The 13,384-nt window shown below is 72.6% G+C and carries 14 protein-coding genes; 6 read left to right on the forward strand and 8 right to left on the reverse strand.

The window, feature by feature from the left end; translation table 11 throughout:
* Positions 1-14: 14 nt before the first annotated feature.
* Positions 15-806 carry an SDR family NAD(P)-dependent oxidoreductase gene (locus tag ABZ484_RS31195; protein ID WP_358869272.1) on the reverse strand — a complete coding sequence of 264 codons (792 nt, stop codon included), beginning with the start codon at positions 804-806 and terminating at the stop codon, positions 15-17.
* A gap of 232 nt (positions 807-1,038) precedes the next feature.
* On the opposite strand from ABZ484_RS31195, the gene ABZ484_RS31200 reads away from it, so the two are divergent.
* The gene (locus tag ABZ484_RS31200; protein ID WP_358869273.1) at positions 1,039-2,088 is read left to right on the forward strand and encodes a PP2C family protein-serine/threonine phosphatase; all 1,050 of its coding nucleotides are present in this window, start codon (positions 1,039-1,041) and stop codon (positions 2,086-2,088) included.
* A 273-nt stretch (positions 2,089-2,361) separates the two neighbouring features.
* Here the strand turns inward: ABZ484_RS31200 and ABZ484_RS31205 are convergent, their stop codons facing one another.
* From ABZ484_RS31205 to ABZ484_RS31230, 6 genes are all read right to left on the reverse strand, one after another.
* A complete protein-coding gene (locus ABZ484_RS31205; protein ID WP_358869274.1) occupies positions 2,362-3,567 on the reverse strand; it encodes a cytochrome P450 in 1,206 nt (401 codons plus the stop codon).
* Positions 3,567-4,565 carry a DUF1259 domain-containing protein gene (locus ABZ484_RS31210; protein ID WP_358869275.1) on the reverse strand — a complete coding sequence of 333 codons (999 nt, stop codon included), beginning with the start codon at positions 4,563-4,565 and terminating at the stop codon, positions 3,567-3,569. The genes ABZ484_RS31205 and ABZ484_RS31210 overlap by 1 nt, the downstream gene beginning before the upstream one ends.
* Before the next feature lie 126 nt (positions 4,566-4,691).
* Positions 4,692-4,973, reverse strand: a complete 282-nt coding sequence (locus tag ABZ484_RS31215) for a hypothetical protein (protein ID WP_358869276.1) — start codon at positions 4,971-4,973, stop codon at positions 4,692-4,694.
* Positions 4,974-4,992: 19 nt separating this feature from the next.
* Positions 4,993-5,289: a hypothetical protein gene (locus tag ABZ484_RS31220; protein WP_358869277.1), complete on the reverse strand. Its 297-nt coding sequence runs from the start codon at positions 5,287-5,289 to the stop codon at positions 4,993-4,995.
* Between the two features lie 53 nt (positions 5,290-5,342).
* Positions 5,343-5,576 (reverse strand): hypothetical protein, encoded by a 234-nt coding sequence (locus ABZ484_RS31225; RefSeq protein ID WP_358869278.1) that lies wholly within the window; start codon positions 5,574-5,576, stop codon positions 5,343-5,345.
* A gap of 148 nt (positions 5,577-5,724) precedes the next feature.
* Entirely contained in the window at positions 5,725-7,104 is a 1,380-nt protein-coding gene (locus tag ABZ484_RS31230) for a PLP-dependent aminotransferase family protein (protein WP_358869279.1), read from the reverse strand.
* Between the two features lie 297 nt (positions 7,105-7,401).
* On the opposite strand from ABZ484_RS31230, the gene ABZ484_RS31235 reads away from it, so the two are divergent.
* Both ABZ484_RS31235 and ABZ484_RS31240 read left to right on the forward strand, forming a co-directional pair.
* A complete protein-coding gene (locus ABZ484_RS31235; protein WP_358869280.1) occupies positions 7,402-8,706 on the forward strand; it encodes an MFS transporter in 1,305 nt (434 codons plus the stop codon).
* Positions 8,707-8,969: 263 nt separating this feature from the next.
* A complete protein-coding gene (locus ABZ484_RS31240) occupies positions 8,970-9,704 on the forward strand; it encodes a class I SAM-dependent methyltransferase (RefSeq protein ID WP_358869281.1) in 735 nt (244 codons plus the stop codon).
* A 33-nt stretch (positions 9,705-9,737) separates the two neighbouring features.
* On the opposite strand, the gene ABZ484_RS31245 is transcribed toward ABZ484_RS31240, so the two are convergent.
* Positions 9,738-10,439 carry a polysaccharide deacetylase family protein gene (locus ABZ484_RS31245; RefSeq protein WP_358869282.1) on the reverse strand — a complete coding sequence of 234 codons (702 nt, stop codon included), beginning with the start codon at positions 10,437-10,439 and terminating at the stop codon, positions 9,738-9,740.
* Between the two features lie 136 nt (positions 10,440-10,575).
* Here ABZ484_RS31245 and ABZ484_RS31250 point away from each other — a divergent pair, with 136 nt between their 5' ends.
* The 3 genes from ABZ484_RS31250 (at position 10,576) to ABZ484_RS31260 (ending at position 13,273) form a co-directional block, all read left to right on the forward strand.
* Positions 10,576-11,349 (forward strand): alpha/beta fold hydrolase, encoded by a 774-nt coding sequence (locus ABZ484_RS31250; RefSeq protein ID WP_358869283.1) that lies wholly within the window; start codon positions 10,576-10,578, stop codon positions 11,347-11,349.
* 103 nt (positions 11,350-11,452) lie between these two features.
* On the forward strand, positions 11,453-12,472 hold the full coding sequence (locus ABZ484_RS31255; protein ID WP_358869284.1) for a sigma-70 family RNA polymerase sigma factor: 1,020 nt from the start codon (positions 11,453-11,455) through the stop codon (positions 12,470-12,472).
* Positions 12,473-12,535: 63 nt separating this feature from the next.
* A complete protein-coding gene (locus tag ABZ484_RS31260) occupies positions 12,536-13,273 on the forward strand; it encodes an amino acid racemase (protein ID WP_358869285.1) in 738 nt (245 codons plus the stop codon).
* Positions 13,274-13,384 lie beyond the last annotated feature (111 nt).

A 13,384-nucleotide genomic window follows, 5' to 3' on the forward strand; every position in this document is an offset into this window, starting at 1 on the left:
GGCACGTGCCCCGCCTACGACGAGGTCTTCAGCACGCTCCACCCCCCGTCGACGACGAGCGAGGCCCCGGTGACGAACGACGCGTCCGCGCTCAGGAGGAAGGCGATGGCGCCCGCCACCTCCTCGGGCCGTCCCAGACGGCCCAGTGCGGTCTGTTCCGCGCTGGCCTTCCGGTCCGCTTCACCGATGCCGTCCCAGGCGCGGGTCAGCACCGGTCCGGGCAGCACCGCGTTCACGCGCACTCCGGGGCCGCCGTACTCGACCGCCAGCTGCCGCATCAGCCCGGTCAGCGCGGCCTTGGCCGCCGCGTAGGCCGGGCGCCCGGGCATGCCCACGAGAGCGTGCACGGAGGACACGAACACGGCGCTGCCACCGGTGGCGCGGAGGTCGTCCAGGCATGCGCGGAATCCCAGGAAGCTCCCGGTGAGGCTGACGGCGAGCTGACGGTCCCACTCCGCCCGGTCGATGGCGTCGGCGGAGGCGACACGCACGGTGTACGCGTTGCTGACCAGCGCGGACACGGGACCGAACCGCTCCCGCGCCGTGTCGACGACGCTCGCCCACGCCGCCTCGTCCGAGACGTCGCCCTGCCGGTAGACGGCGCTCCCGCCGGCGTTCCTGATGGCCGCGGCCGTCTCCTCGCCCGGCTCGTCGAGCACATCGACCAGCACCACGGCGGCGCCTTCCGCGGCGAGCCGGCGTGCCGTGGCGGCACCGATTCCCGAGGCCGCTCCGGTGACGACGACGCAACGGCCGGCGAACCGGCCTGCGACAGGGCGGTGTTCGGCAGGGCGGTGAAGGTCCACGCGCAAGCTCCCGGGGGTGGCTCTGGTACGGCGACAACACGGAGGCGGGCCGTCCCGTCGAGGGCCCGCAAGCCATTAAATATGAATTAATCAAGCTTGCCAAGGGGGTGACCGGCGGCAAGTGGAACCCTCATCGTCAGCGAGGCAGGCTGTACTCATGCGGTTGCACTCCCGATCAACCCGGCAACGGAGCTGGGGAGGTCACGAGGTCCTGCTCAGACTCACCCAGAGTGTGCCGTTCCTGATCGTGCTGCTCGGGCTGGGGATAGAGCTCTCACCCGGGCACATGATGTACACCGGCCCGCTGCTCACCGCGATGCCCGCGCTGGCGTCGCTGACGATGGGCCCCAAGGGCATCCTGGCGGCGGCGGCCGGAGCCCTCGCCGTCACGCTGATCAGCGCCACCATCCATGGGGCATGGCGCGGCGAGCACGTCTACGGCAACCTCCTGGGCCTGTTGGTGGTCTCCGTGGCCAGCGTCACCACCAGCAACTCCGTGCAGGCGCGAAGACAGGGCGAACTCGACCAGATCCGCCGCATCGCCGCGGCGGCGCAGAGCGTCCTGCTGCACCCCGTCCCCGCGCGGCTGGGACCGCTGCGGGCGGCCAGCATGTATCTCGCGGCCGAGTCGGGCGCGCAGATCGGCGGCGATCTGTACGAGGCCGTGCAGACCCGGTACGGGGTCCGGATGATCGTGGGGGACGTCCGGGGCAAGGGGCTGCCGGCCGTACGTTCGGCCGCGGCCGTGCTGGGTGCCTTCCGGGAGGCCGCGCACTACGACGAGGACCTGGGAGAGGTCATGAACCACTGTGCCGCAGCGCTGCGACGGGAGTCCGCGGCCGAGGAGGCGGCCGACGGCGGACCGGAGGGGGAGTGTTTCGTCACCGCACTGGTGGCCCAGGTGCCGGACGGATCCGTGGTCGAGGTGGTCAACCGCGGCCATCCGCCCCCGATGGTGCTGCGCCGGGGCAGGGTTCAGGCCCTGGTGCCCGGCTCACCGCAGCCGCCCCTCGGCCTGGAGGACCTCATGACGGGCCCGCCCGCCGGGCCGGAGCGCTATCCGTTCGTGCCCGGTGACCGGCTGCTGCTGCACACCGACGGGGTGATCGAGGCCCGCAACCGCGACAACGACTTCTTCGCCCTGCCCGAACACATGGAATCGGTGGGCCACGCCCGCACCCCCCGGGAGTTCCTGGACCGACTGCACCAGAGCCTCGTCGTGCACACCGAGGACCGCCTGGTGGACGACGTCGCGATGGTCGCCGTCGACCGGATCGCCTAGCAGCGGATCGCCTGGCAGCGGATCGTCTTGCCGAGCGCGAACGCGTGGCCAATGCTTCACCCCTGCGAAGGAACGACACCTCCGCCTCACGGCGATAACTTTCCTCGTCTCGGCTCCCACCCGACTCCGTGCGGACGCCGAGGCCGCGGTCCCCGTCTCCCACCCGTCCCCGGGAGGCGGGGACGGGCGGCGGGCCCGGCGTGACGGGCGGCGGGCCCCGCGTGACGGGCGATGGGCCCGGCATGGCCGACGGGGGCCCCGCGTGACCGGCCGCTACCAGGCCACCGGCAGCTCCAGCGGGAACCGCCGGATCGTCTTCGTGTCCCACCGCACGTCCTCGGGCGCCACCGCGAGCCGTAGACCGGGGAAGCGCTCCACGAGCCGGCCGATGGCCACCTCGAGCTCCGCCATGGCCAGTGGCATCGCGATGCACCGGTGCCCGCCCCAGCCGAAGGTCATGTGCGGGCTGGTGGGCCGGTCGAGGTCGATGGCGTGCGGGTCCGGGTAGCGCTCCGGGTCCCGGTTGGCCGTCAGGTACGACACGTGGACGAAGTCGCCCGCCCGGATCCGCGCGCCGTCCAGCTCCATGTCCTCCAGCGCCACCCGGGGGATCCCGACCCCCTTGCGGAAAGGGATGTGGCGGAGCAGCTCGTGCAGGACGTCGGTCAGGGTCTCCGGCCGGCTCCTGAGGTGGTCCATCAGCTCGGGACGGGTCAGCAGCAGATAGGTGATGTCGCTGATCTGGCAGGTCGCCGTGTCCTGGCCGCTGAGCGCCAGCATCAGCGTCATGACCGCCAGTTCCCTGTCGTCCAGTTGTTCCTCGCCGTCCCGGGCCGCGGCCATCGCGCTGATGAGGTCGTCGCCGGGCGAGTCACGGCGCTGTTCGACGAGTTTGGCGAAGTAGGCCGTCAGATCCGCCTTGGCGGTCGCGGCGGTCTCCTTGTTGTCCGCGCCGACGACGAGCAACTGGTGCACGGACTCCTGGATCCGGGGCCACTCCTGCCGTTCGATGCCGAGCAGGTCCAGGACGGTGTGCTGGGGGAGGGGGTCGGACAGATGCCGGACCAGATCCGCCGGCGGGCCCTGCCGCTCCATCTCGTCCAGCAGCAGGTCGGCCAGCCGGGCGATACGGGGCCGCATGGCGTCGACCTGCGGCTGGGTGAAGGCCTGGGAGGCCAGGTGGCGGACGCGGCTGCTGTGCGGCGGGTCCATCACGTTGATCGACTCGGGCGAGACGATGGGCTCCGCGGTCATCCGGGGGTAGTCGAGGCCGACGATGCCCGCCCGGCTGAGCCGGTGGTCGGTGGTCACCTGCTTGACCGCGTCGAAGCCGGTGATCAGCCAGGCGTCGGCATCACCGTAGGGGAGCCGGATCCGTGCGGGGGAATCGCGGCGCATCAGGTCCGCGAGCACGGGGTCGAACTCCAGCGCTTCGCTGAAGTCGAACGGGCAGGTGATCGTTTCCTTCTCCCCGGTCATCAGCCGGCTCCTCCGGACATCGGTACGACATTGGTGGTGTCCACGGCGCGGCGCAGGGCCCTGGCGAGCCGCACGGCATCGCCGACGGCCCAGTAGTGGACGAAGAACAGGCGCGGTTCGTCGGTCAGGTTGTGGTGGTGGACCTCGACGAGTTCGACCCCGCCGCGCCGCAGCGCCACGAGAACGGGCTGCACCTCCTCGGCGGTCATCACCAGGTCGCCGCTGATCGCGGCCCGTCCGCCGCCGAGCGGCTGGAAGTTGACGGAGGTGGTGGCGCCCAGTCCGGGAGGCAGGATCAGGTGGCCGTCGAGGATGGTCTCGCGGCGTACATAGGTGCACTTGTAGATCTGGCCGTCGGGGTAGCCCTTGACGCCCATCGCCGCGTCGATCGCGGCGGTGTCCAGGCGGACGGGCGGCGAGGCCGTGACCGGCTCGGCGGGCGGGGTGCCGGTGTGGGCGAAGGCGGCGCGCAGACCTCTGGCGACGGTCACCGGATCGTTGCCGTGGGCGTGCACATGGAGCCACCACACGTCCGGCTCGTGGGCCAGCAGGTGCTTGTGGAGGGCGGTCTGCATGATCCCGTGGCCCTGGAGGACGTCGATGAAGCCCTGCAGTTCGCGTTCCGTGACCACCACGTCGCCCATGAGCAGCGTGCTGTGGTCGGCGTAGCGCACGAAGGACACGTGTGTGCCGAGGGCGAGGGCAGGGTCGATCCGGATGCCGTGGGAGAAGACCGTGAGGTCCCGGCGGGGCAGGGCCGTGTGGTACATGAACCGCTTCATGTCGCCGGGCCGGCCGAGGGCCCTGCCCACGTCCGCCCAGTCCGTGAGCCGGGTCATCACCGGCTCGACCGGCGTGTGCTCCGTCCGCCCGGCGGACACGGCGCCCGCGGTGCCCGGCACCCCGGTGAGGACGGGCGTCAGGGCGGCCACTGTGAGCACGCGGCGCCGGGACGCGGGGAGAACGGAGCGGGTGGTCTGCTGTGGGTCGTCAGCCATGTGATGTGCCTCCTGGCGCGATGGAAGCACGGACGACGGCACGGACCGGTGATCCGCACGCCACATCCATCCACGTGGCTCAGGAGCCCATCCAGGTGGCGCAACACGACGGCCCCGGGTGGCCGCTCACGTCTCGATCACGGCGTCGCAGTCGGGGCAGACCGAGGCCCGGTGCTCCTCCGGGTACCAGGGCGTCTCCTGCTGCTCGGCCGGCTGCCGGGCAGCCCTCACCATGGCGAAGGTGTCCTTACCGCACAGCGTGCGCGGCCCCGTCTCGGTGTGCGAGCCCGGGGCGGTGGGCGCCGCGTGCACCCTGTGGACGGACGGTCGCTCACCACCCGCCGACTCCGTCGTGGGGCGCGTGGCCACCGGTCGGTCGAGTTCATACACGACGACGATCTCGCTCATGCTGTCAGCCACCCGACGGCTACCGCTGCGGAACGGCGAGTTGACGGCCGCGGTAGAAGCCCTCGCGCTCCTCCACGACGTACGGGGCCATGGCCGCGCGCCGCTGCGCCTCCGGCTCGGAGGACCGCCAGGCGTCGCAGTCCTCCTGGGACTCCCAGAAGGACACGCCGGTGATCTCCTGCCCGTCCTGCGACCAGTACGCGTAGGAGCGGTGCAGACCCCGCGGATACGGTTCGGGACGCCAGGCCCCCTCGAACTCCTCCAGGGCGCCCGGCCGAAGGCGGCGTGTCGTCACCCAGACGTAGTACTCCTCCATGGTGGCCTCCTCCGCACCGCCGCGTCAGTACGCCGGCGCTGCCGTCGCACCGGTCAGGCGTGGTCGACCAGTTGGGCGTGACCCTTCTGCCGTGCGCAGTGGGCGCAGCAGAAGAACTGTCCGTCCGCCTGGAGCCCGTGGCCGAGGATCCGGCAGTTGCAGTTGTCGCAGTTCGGAGCCATGCGCTGGGCCGCGCACTCCAGGCTGTCGAAGACGTGCACCGCTCCGGCGGCTCGTACTTCGAAGGCCATCGCGTAGTCGTTGCCGCAGACTTCGCACGTCGCCATCGACTTCCTCCATCCGCTTCCCGCGGCGGGCGGGAACAGGGCCCGGCCGCCGGTACACCCATGAGCCTGTGGCCGGCCCATGGGCGGCGCAACTCAGCGGCGTGCGGCGTGATGCGAACGGGTGAGCGGCACACGGGCCGTGCGCCGGTCAGCCGTTCGGGCCGCGGGGGCTGGTGTGGAGCAGACCCACGAGGCTGAGCAGGGCCCGGCGCAGCGCGTCGTCGTCGACGTCCGCGTTGAGGCCGACGCGCACGCCGAAGGCGCTCTGCCGCCGGCTGGTGGTGTACTCGTCGCCGGGGGAGACCAGGACGCCGGCGTCGCGGGCCGCCGCGGTGAACTGGCCGACACCCCAGGGTTCGGGCAGGGGCAGCCACAGATGGGGGGCCGCCGGGTCGGGGCGGACGCCGAGGCCCGCGAGGATCTCGGTGGCCATCGCGTTGCGGCGGCGCACGGCGGCGCGACGGGCGCCGGCGATCCGGTCGGCCGTGCCCTCGTCCACCCAGCGGGTGAGGACCTCGCCCAGCAGGGGGGCGGTGAGCCAGGTGGTCGCCCGCACCGCCGCCACCAGATCCGGACCGGCCGCCTCCGGCGCGACGACCACGCCGATCCGCAGGCCCAGCGCGAGCGCCTTCGCCGTACTGGTCACCAAGCAGGTGCGGTCCGGCAGCAGGGCGGCCACCGGGTCGGGACCTTCCGCGGCCAGCGGCCCCAGCGGATCGTCCTCCAGCACCCAGACGTTCGCCCGGGCGCACACCTCGGCGAGGGCGGCGCGGCGGGACGCGGGCATGGTGCGCCCGCTCGGGTTGGCCAGCGTCGGCTGGAGGTGCACCAGCGTCACCCGGCCGGCGGCGCACACGTCGGCCAGCGCGTCCGGGAGCATCCCGTCCTCGTCGCTCTCGACGGCCACGACCGGAACGGACAGTTGCCGCGCGGCGGCGATGAGACCCGGGTTGGTCAGGGGCGTCGTGGCCACCTGGCCGGGCGCGGCCACGGCCAGCAGCGCAGCGGTCAGGGCGTGCTGAGCGCCCGCGGTCAGCACGACCCGCTCGGGCGGCGGCCGGAATCCGGCGCGGGCCACCCAGGCGGCAGCGGCGGCGCGGTGGGCCGGCAGGTCCTTGCCGCGTTCGGTGTCGGTCACCGACCGCAGTGCGCGGGGGTCGCAGGCCAGCGCGGCGAGCGTGGCACCCAGCAGGGCGGCGGGGTCGACGTCGTCGGTGATCGGCGGGTGCAGCGAGGCCAGGTCGACCTCGGTGGCGGCCGGGGCGTCGGCCAGTCCGAACCCGGAGCGGACGAAGGTGCCCCGCCCGACCTCGCCGCCGACCAGTCCGCGGCGCTCCGCCTCCGCGTAGGCGCGGGCGACGGTGCCGACGGTCACGCCGAGCGTCCGGGCCAGGTGGCGATGGGTCGGCAGACGGTCACCCGCCCGCAGCCGGCCGCGCGCGATGTCGCCGGCCAGCACGTCCGCGAGCCCCACATACGTGGGACGGCCTTCCGGCAGGGGGCCGGGAACCCACGGACTCTGCGGCATCGACTTCACCTCGGGGCAGCGTTCACGCGTCATTCGAGCGCCCTGGAAACAGATTGACACCCTAGCACGGTGTCACCTGGAGGTCTCCCGACGGCTACCCACATCGGCCGCTCGTCCTGCTCGTCGGGCGGTCGTCGGCTCGCTGGGGCCATTCTCCGGGGCCGGGAGACCTGGCATGTGCGTTCAATGCCCTCCCTGGATTGACACCGCATGATGCGATCAATCGAAGGATTGACACCTTTGAGTGACGCTTCTACGGTGTCAATCCTTCGAACCCTCTTGGAAGGACGGCAGACCATGCGATGGCACCCGGTGTGGTCCCAGCACGGATTCCGCGCCCTGTGGGCGGCGTCCGGGGTGAGCCTGATCGGCACACAGGTGTCGGTGCTCGCGCTCCCCCTGACAGCCCTCGTGGCGCTGCACGCCTCGCCCGGCCAGGTGGCCCTGCTCGCGGCGGCGGGAACGGCGCCCTTCCTGCTGCTCGGCCTGCCCGCGGGCGCCTGGGCGGACCGCTGGGCCCGGCGCAGGCTGATGGTGTTCTGCGACGTGGGCCGCGGCGTGCTGCTGGCCACCCTGCCGGTCGCCCAACTGGCCGGCGTGCTGACCCTCCTTCAGCTGTACGTCGTCGCGCTGGGCGTGGGCGCGCTCAGCGTGTTCTTCGACATCGCCTCGCTCTCGGTGCTGCCCGCGCTGGTCCGGCCCGACCAGATCGCACCTGCCAACGCCCGGCTGGAGGTGGTGCGGGCCACCGCCCAGACGTCCGGACCCGCCCTCGGCGGCGTCCTCGTCCAGGCACTCACCGCGCCGGTGGCGCTGGCGGTGGACGCGTTGAGCTACGGGGTCTCCGCCCTCCTGCTGCGCGGCCTGCCCCCGGTGCCGTCACCGACGGCGGCGGCCCGGTCCGGCGGCCTGCTCGTCCAGGTCCGCGCGGGGCTGCGCTTCTGCCTGACCCATCCCTACATCCGCCCGCTGGCCGTCGGGGCGGCATGGCTGAACTTCTGGACCGAGGGACTGCTGGCCGTCTTCCTCACCTACGCCGTCCGTGAGCTGCGGCTGTCGCCCGCCACGGTCGGTACCGTCCTCGCGGTGGCGGGACTCGGCTACCTCGCCGGCTCGCTCCTCACCCCGCGGCTCAACGCCTCGATCGGCGTGGGGCCCGCCATCGTGGTCGGTGCCGCCCTCAACGCGGGCTTTCTGCTGGCCGCCTGGGCACCGAGTACGGGCACCACCGCCTGGCTGCTCCTCGGGTTCACCGTGACCGCCATCGGCGTCAGCGTCTGGAACGTCAACGCCGTCAGCCTCCGCCAGGCCACCACCCCGGACGACCTCCTCGCTCGGATGAACGCGGCCAACCGCTTCCTCATCTGGGGGACCATGCCGCTCGGCGCCGCGGCCGGCGGGCTCCTGGCCGACCTGCTCGGCCTGCACCTCGCCGTGATCGTCTGCGCCCTGGCCGCGCCCGCGTCGGCCCTGCCCGTCGTCTTCTCCGCCGTACGGAAGGTGGCGTCCATGCCACGACCGCCGGCCACCACGGGACTCGCGCCCGCCGCCGACCCGACGCCCGCGCCGACCTCGGCTCCCACGGGGACGCCAACTCCCTGAGAAGGACCGGGACCCGGCCGCGGCGGCCACGCGGGCACGACCATCGGGAGAGAGTTCAGAAACCGGCCCGAGCTCCACGCTGGAACCCGTCGTGACGCCCGTCAGAGGGGGAAGGAGTGGCCGCGCGTGCGGTGCCCGGGCCGCTGCCCGCCGGCACTCCCCGGAGCCTCGCCATCAGCTGTCCACGCCTCCGTGGCGTACGGCGTGAGCTGGGATTTCGCGGTGTCCGGCCGTACTGTCCGGTCATCGGGAAAGGGGGCCGGATGGACCGGAACATCCGTACCGTCGAGGACGTGCTGCGACTCCTGGACGACCTGTTCACGCCTCAGGCCGACCGCTGGACGAGCGGCGCGGCCGGCTGGTGGGACGCCTTCTACGGCGACCGTTCGAGACCGGTGCCGTTCTTCGTGGCCAAGCCGGACGAGAGTCTCGCCTCGTACGTCGACCGCGGACTCATCACCCCGGGCCGGGCGCTCGACCTGGGCTGCGGACCCGGACGCAACGCGCTGTACCTGGACTCCCTCGGCTTCCAGGTGGACGCCGTCGACCTCTCCTCTGCGGCCATCGGCTGGGCCGAGGAACGCGCCCGTGCGGCCGGGGCCCGCGTCCGGTTCCACCAGGGAAACGCCTTCGCTCTGGCCGGCACCGAGCTGAGCGGAGGCTACGACCTGATCCACGACTCGGGCTGCTTCCACCACCTGCCGCCCCACCGCCGCATCAGCTACCTCTCCCTGCTGGACCAACTCCTCGCGCCGGGCGGCCATTTCGCGCTCACCTGCTTCACGGACGGGGCGGCCGGGGGGTCCGGCCTGCCCGACGCGGCCTTCTACCGCGACGCCCGCCTCCACGGCGGGCTCGCCTACAGCCCACAGGCCCTGCGGCGGATCTTCTCCGACCTCACCGAGGTCGAACTGCGACGCATGCGCGACGAACCGCCCGAGTCCGCGTACTTCGGCGAACCCTTCCTGTGGGCCGCCCTCTTCCGGCGCGCCGCCTGATCCACCGCGGGCCCGCCGCCTCCCGTCCCGGCATCACCCGCCGATGTACTCCCGCAGCGGGGCGGGCTTCAGCCCGGCCGCCGCGGCCGCGTCCAAAACCCGGCGCAGATCCTGCTCCACGGTCCCGTTGAAGTGCATCAGGATGATGTCGCCGGGCTTCAGCCGGGGCACCGGAACGGGGTCCGTCCAGGTGGTGAGGTCGTACGTCCACGTCACCACCGCCTCGGCGCCGCAGGCACGGGCGGTGGTCCGGGTGGTGTCGTTGTACGCCCCGTACGGCGGACGCATCAGCAGCGGGCTGTCGCCGAACTCGGCGAGGTCCTGGTCGCGCGCCCCGCAGATCTCCGCCTTCTGCCCGGCGGCGTCCAGCGTGGTCAGATCCGGGTGGTCGACGGTGTGGTTCTCGACCCGGGACCGGCCGTGGTCGAGCAGGGTGTGGAAGTACTCGGGGTCGTACGCGTACGCACCCGGCAGCAGGAACAGCGAGGCGGGCACCTGCCGGTCGAGCAGCAGCTTCTGGGCGGCCGGGTCGTGGTTCCAGCCGTCGTCGATGGTGATGAACACGACCGGGTCGGTGGTGTCGACGTGGGTGACGACCGGGACGGGATCGGGCCACGCGGCCGCCGTGCGCGGGGCCGCGGCCTGGGCGGGCCCGGTGAGCGCGCCGATGAGCGCGAGGGGGACGAGCGCGGTGAGGGCACTGCGTACGGCGCAGCGCAGGCTGGGTGTCGGCATGGCGGCATATTGGCCTAGACCAACTCGGCGTGTCCATAGGCCCGGTGGCAGCTGAAACGGAGGCCCCGGATCCGCCCGACGTGTGGCGATGGCGCGAGGCCCACGCGGGGATGCCGGGCCGCCTATGCTGCGGCACATGCCCCATCCCGCTCCGTCCTTCTTCCCCGGCCGTGACGGCGTGCGCCTCGCCTCCCGGGCGGTGGGTGAGGGCAGAGCGCTGATCCTGCTGCACGGCTTCACCGGGGACGCCACCCTGTGGCTGCGCGAAGGCAGGGCCGAGGCGATCGCGGCCCGCGGCCACCGCGTGATCATGCCGGACCTCCGCGGGCACGGCGCGAGCGCGAAACCCCACGACGCCGCCGCCTACCCCTCCGACGTCCTGTCCGACGATGTCTTGGCCCTCCTCGAGCACCTCGGGCTGCACGGGCCGGACGACTACGACCTGGGGGGATATTCGCTCGGCGCGCGCGTCGTGGTGAGGGCGCTGGTGCGGGGCGCGACGCCGGGCCGGGCGGTGGTCGCCGGCCAGGGCCTGCGCCAGGTGCTCGGCGCCGGGGGCGGAGCGGAGGGCGGGGCGTTCCAGCGGCGGGTACTGGCCGGATTCGGGACGTTCGCGCCGGACTCACCGGAAGGGCGGGCCGAGCAGTGGCTGAGGGCGGCCGACGCGGACCCCGTGGCGCTCCTCCACGTGCTCGATTCACTCGTCACCACTCCGGTGGAACTGATCGGTCGCCTCCAGGTGCCGACCCTGGTGGCGGTCGGGGACGAGGACCAGCGCGCGGCCACGGCCGACCGGCTGGCCTCGCTACTGCCGCACGGCAGCAGAGCCGTGGTGCCCGGGAACCACTGGACGGCAGCCGTCGCCCCGGAGCTCACCGAGGCGATCGTCGCCTTCCTCGCACTGGACTAGACCATACGATTGCTTTACTCGTTGCCCGGCACGGCCCCCGGACCGCCGGGTACTCGGGCCATCCTGGACGCGAGGACATCGCGAGGAGATGAGGAGCGCGACCATGGCTCCCGCGACACGGAAGACGACAGCGTCCGTACCGGACGGCCGGCGGGCCCCCGCCCGCGCCACGAAGCGGCACAATCCGGCACCCGAGCCGGACGGGGATCCCGATCTGCTGGGCCAGTACCTGCGGCAGGTCGGGGCGACCCCGCTGCTCGACGCGGAGGACGAGGTACGGCTGGCCCGGCGCATCGAGGCCGGCGTGCAGGCCACGGAGGAACTGGCGCAGGCCGAGAGCGACGGCCGTGAGATCGAGCCCCAGCGCAGACGGGAACTGGAGCTCGCGGTGCACGACGGCCAGGAGGCCAAGGACCACATGGTGCGGGCCAACCTCCGGCTCGTCGTGGCCATGGCCAAGCGGCACGCCCACCGCGGTCTGCCCCTGCTCGACGTCATTCAGGAGGGCAACCTCGGTCTCATCAGGGCCGTGGAGAAGTTCGACCACACCAAGGGCTTCAAGTTCTCCACCTACGCCACCTGGTGGATCCGCCAGGCGATCGAACGGGGCCTGGCCACGCACGCCCGCTCGGTACGGCTGCCGATGCACGTCGTGGAGCAACTGCACAAGATCGCCAAGGTCGAGCGCAAGCTCCAGCTGCACCTCGGGCGCGAGCCCACCGTCGAGGAGGTCGCCCGGGACGGCGGCGTCGCCGAGGACCGGGTCGCCTGGCTGAGGCGGGTCGGCCGGCAGGTGATCAGTCTGGACATGCCGGTGGACGACACCGGCGAGACGGTGGTCGGTGACCTCATCCCCGACAGCGAGGTGCTCCAGGCTCCGGAAGTCGCCGAGTACCAGGCGCTCGCCGAGGAACTGCGCGAGGCCATGGACACCCTGGCGCCACGCGAGGCGCTCATCCTCAGCCTCCGCTACGGCCTCCACGACGGGCGCCAGCGCACCCTCAAGGAGGTCGCGGAACACATCGGTCTGACCCGCGAGCGAGTCCGCCAGCTGGAGAAGCAGTCGCTCGCCCTGCTCAGGGAGCAGGAGCCGGGCGAACGCCTCCAGGCGTGGGCGAGTTGACGGCGGTACGCTCCCTGGGTCAAGGACGGCCTCGGAGAACCGGCCGCCGATCCACACGGCCCCATGAGGAACATGCAGCACTTCGGCATTCTGGCGCACAGCACGGGAGGCGCGGCGCTCAACTTCCTGGCCTACTGCGAGGAGGGGTTCACACGGACGGGCCGCCATGAGCACCCGGACGTGACACTGGACTACATCGCCTTCGGCCACAGCATGGCGGCCTGGGACGCCGGTGACCACGACGCGGTACGGCGCACTCTCGCCGTGAGTGTGGACCGACTGGCCCGCGCCGGCGCCACCTTCTTCGCCTGCCCCGACAACACCGCGCACCTGGCCCTGGAGCGCCCCGGCCCCGACCTCGCCCTGCCGGGCCTGCACATCGCCGACGTGGTCGCCGACCAGGCCGCCCGGGACGGCCGCGAGCGGGTCGCCGTACTCGGCACGAAGTACACCATGGACGGCCCGGTCCACCCCCGCGCGCTCGCCGCGCGCCGGATCGCCATGGAGCTCCCCGAACCCGACGACCGCGAGGTACTCAACCGCATCATCTTCGACGAACTGGTCAGAGGAGTGCTCACCGAGGCCTCGCGCCAGGAGTACCTGCGCGTGATCAACGAGCTGGCCGAGCGGGGATGCGACGCCGTCGCCCTCGTGTGCACCGAGATCCCGCTCCTGATCACACCCGAGATCTCCCCGCTCCCCACCCTCGACTCCACCCGCCTCCTGGCCCGAGCCGCCTACGAGGTGGCCGTCGGAGAACGACCACTCCCCTCCTGGCGCGGCGGCCCACCCGCCGACTGACCCGGAACCGGCGGGGCTAGGGCCTGTCCGGCGGATCATGGCGCAGACGCGGGGGCCGGCACGCCCTCCCCCACTGCCTTGACGGCGTGGGGGGACCCCCAGCGGCGTTGT

The organism is Streptomyces sp. NPDC006393 (assembly GCF_040628575.1).
In the GTDB taxonomy this organism is placed as follows: domain Bacteria; phylum Actinomycetota; class Actinomycetes; order Streptomycetales; family Streptomycetaceae; genus Streptomyces.

Coding starts and splice junctions, on each gene's coding strand:
- ABZ484_RS31205 (WP_358869274.1), bottom strand. CDS start 3,567: ATGACCGGGGAGAAGGAAACGATCACCTGCCCGTTCGACTTCAGCGAA.
- ABZ484_RS31210 (WP_358869275.1), bottom strand. CDS start 4,565: ATGGCTGACGACCCACAGCAGACCACCCGCTCCGTTCTCCCCGCGTCC.
- ABZ484_RS31215 (WP_358869276.1), bottom strand. CDS start 4,973: ATGAGCGAGATCGTCGTCGTGTATGAACTCGACCGACCGGTGGCCACG.
- ABZ484_RS31220 (WP_358869277.1), bottom strand. CDS start 5,289: ATGGAGGAGTACTACGTCTGGGTGACGACACGCCGCCTTCGGCCGGGC.
- ABZ484_RS31225 (WP_358869278.1), bottom strand. CDS start 5,576: ATGGCGACGTGCGAAGTCTGCGGCAACGACTACGCGATGGCCTTCGAA.
- ABZ484_RS31230 (WP_358869279.1), bottom strand. CDS start 7,104: ATGCCGCAGAGTCCGTGGGTTCCCGGCCCCCTGCCGGAAGGCCGTCCC.
- ABZ484_RS31235 (WP_358869280.1), top strand. CDS start 7,402: ATGCGATGGCACCCGGTGTGGTCCCAGCACGGATTCCGCGCCCTGTGG.
- ABZ484_RS31240 (WP_358869281.1), top strand. CDS start 8,970: ATGGACCGGAACATCCGTACCGTCGAGGACGTGCTGCGACTCCTGGAC.
- ABZ484_RS31245 (WP_358869282.1), bottom strand. CDS start 10,439: ATGCCGACACCCAGCCTGCGCTGCGCCGTACGCAGTGCCCTCACCGCG.
- ABZ484_RS31250 (WP_358869283.1), top strand. CDS start 10,576: ATGCCCCATCCCGCTCCGTCCTTCTTCCCCGGCCGTGACGGCGTGCGC.
- ABZ484_RS31255 (WP_358869284.1), top strand. CDS start 11,453: ATGGCTCCCGCGACACGGAAGACGACAGCGTCCGTACCGGACGGCCGG.
- ABZ484_RS31260 (WP_358869285.1), top strand. CDS start 12,536: ATGAGGAACATGCAGCACTTCGGCATTCTGGCGCACAGCACGGGAGGC.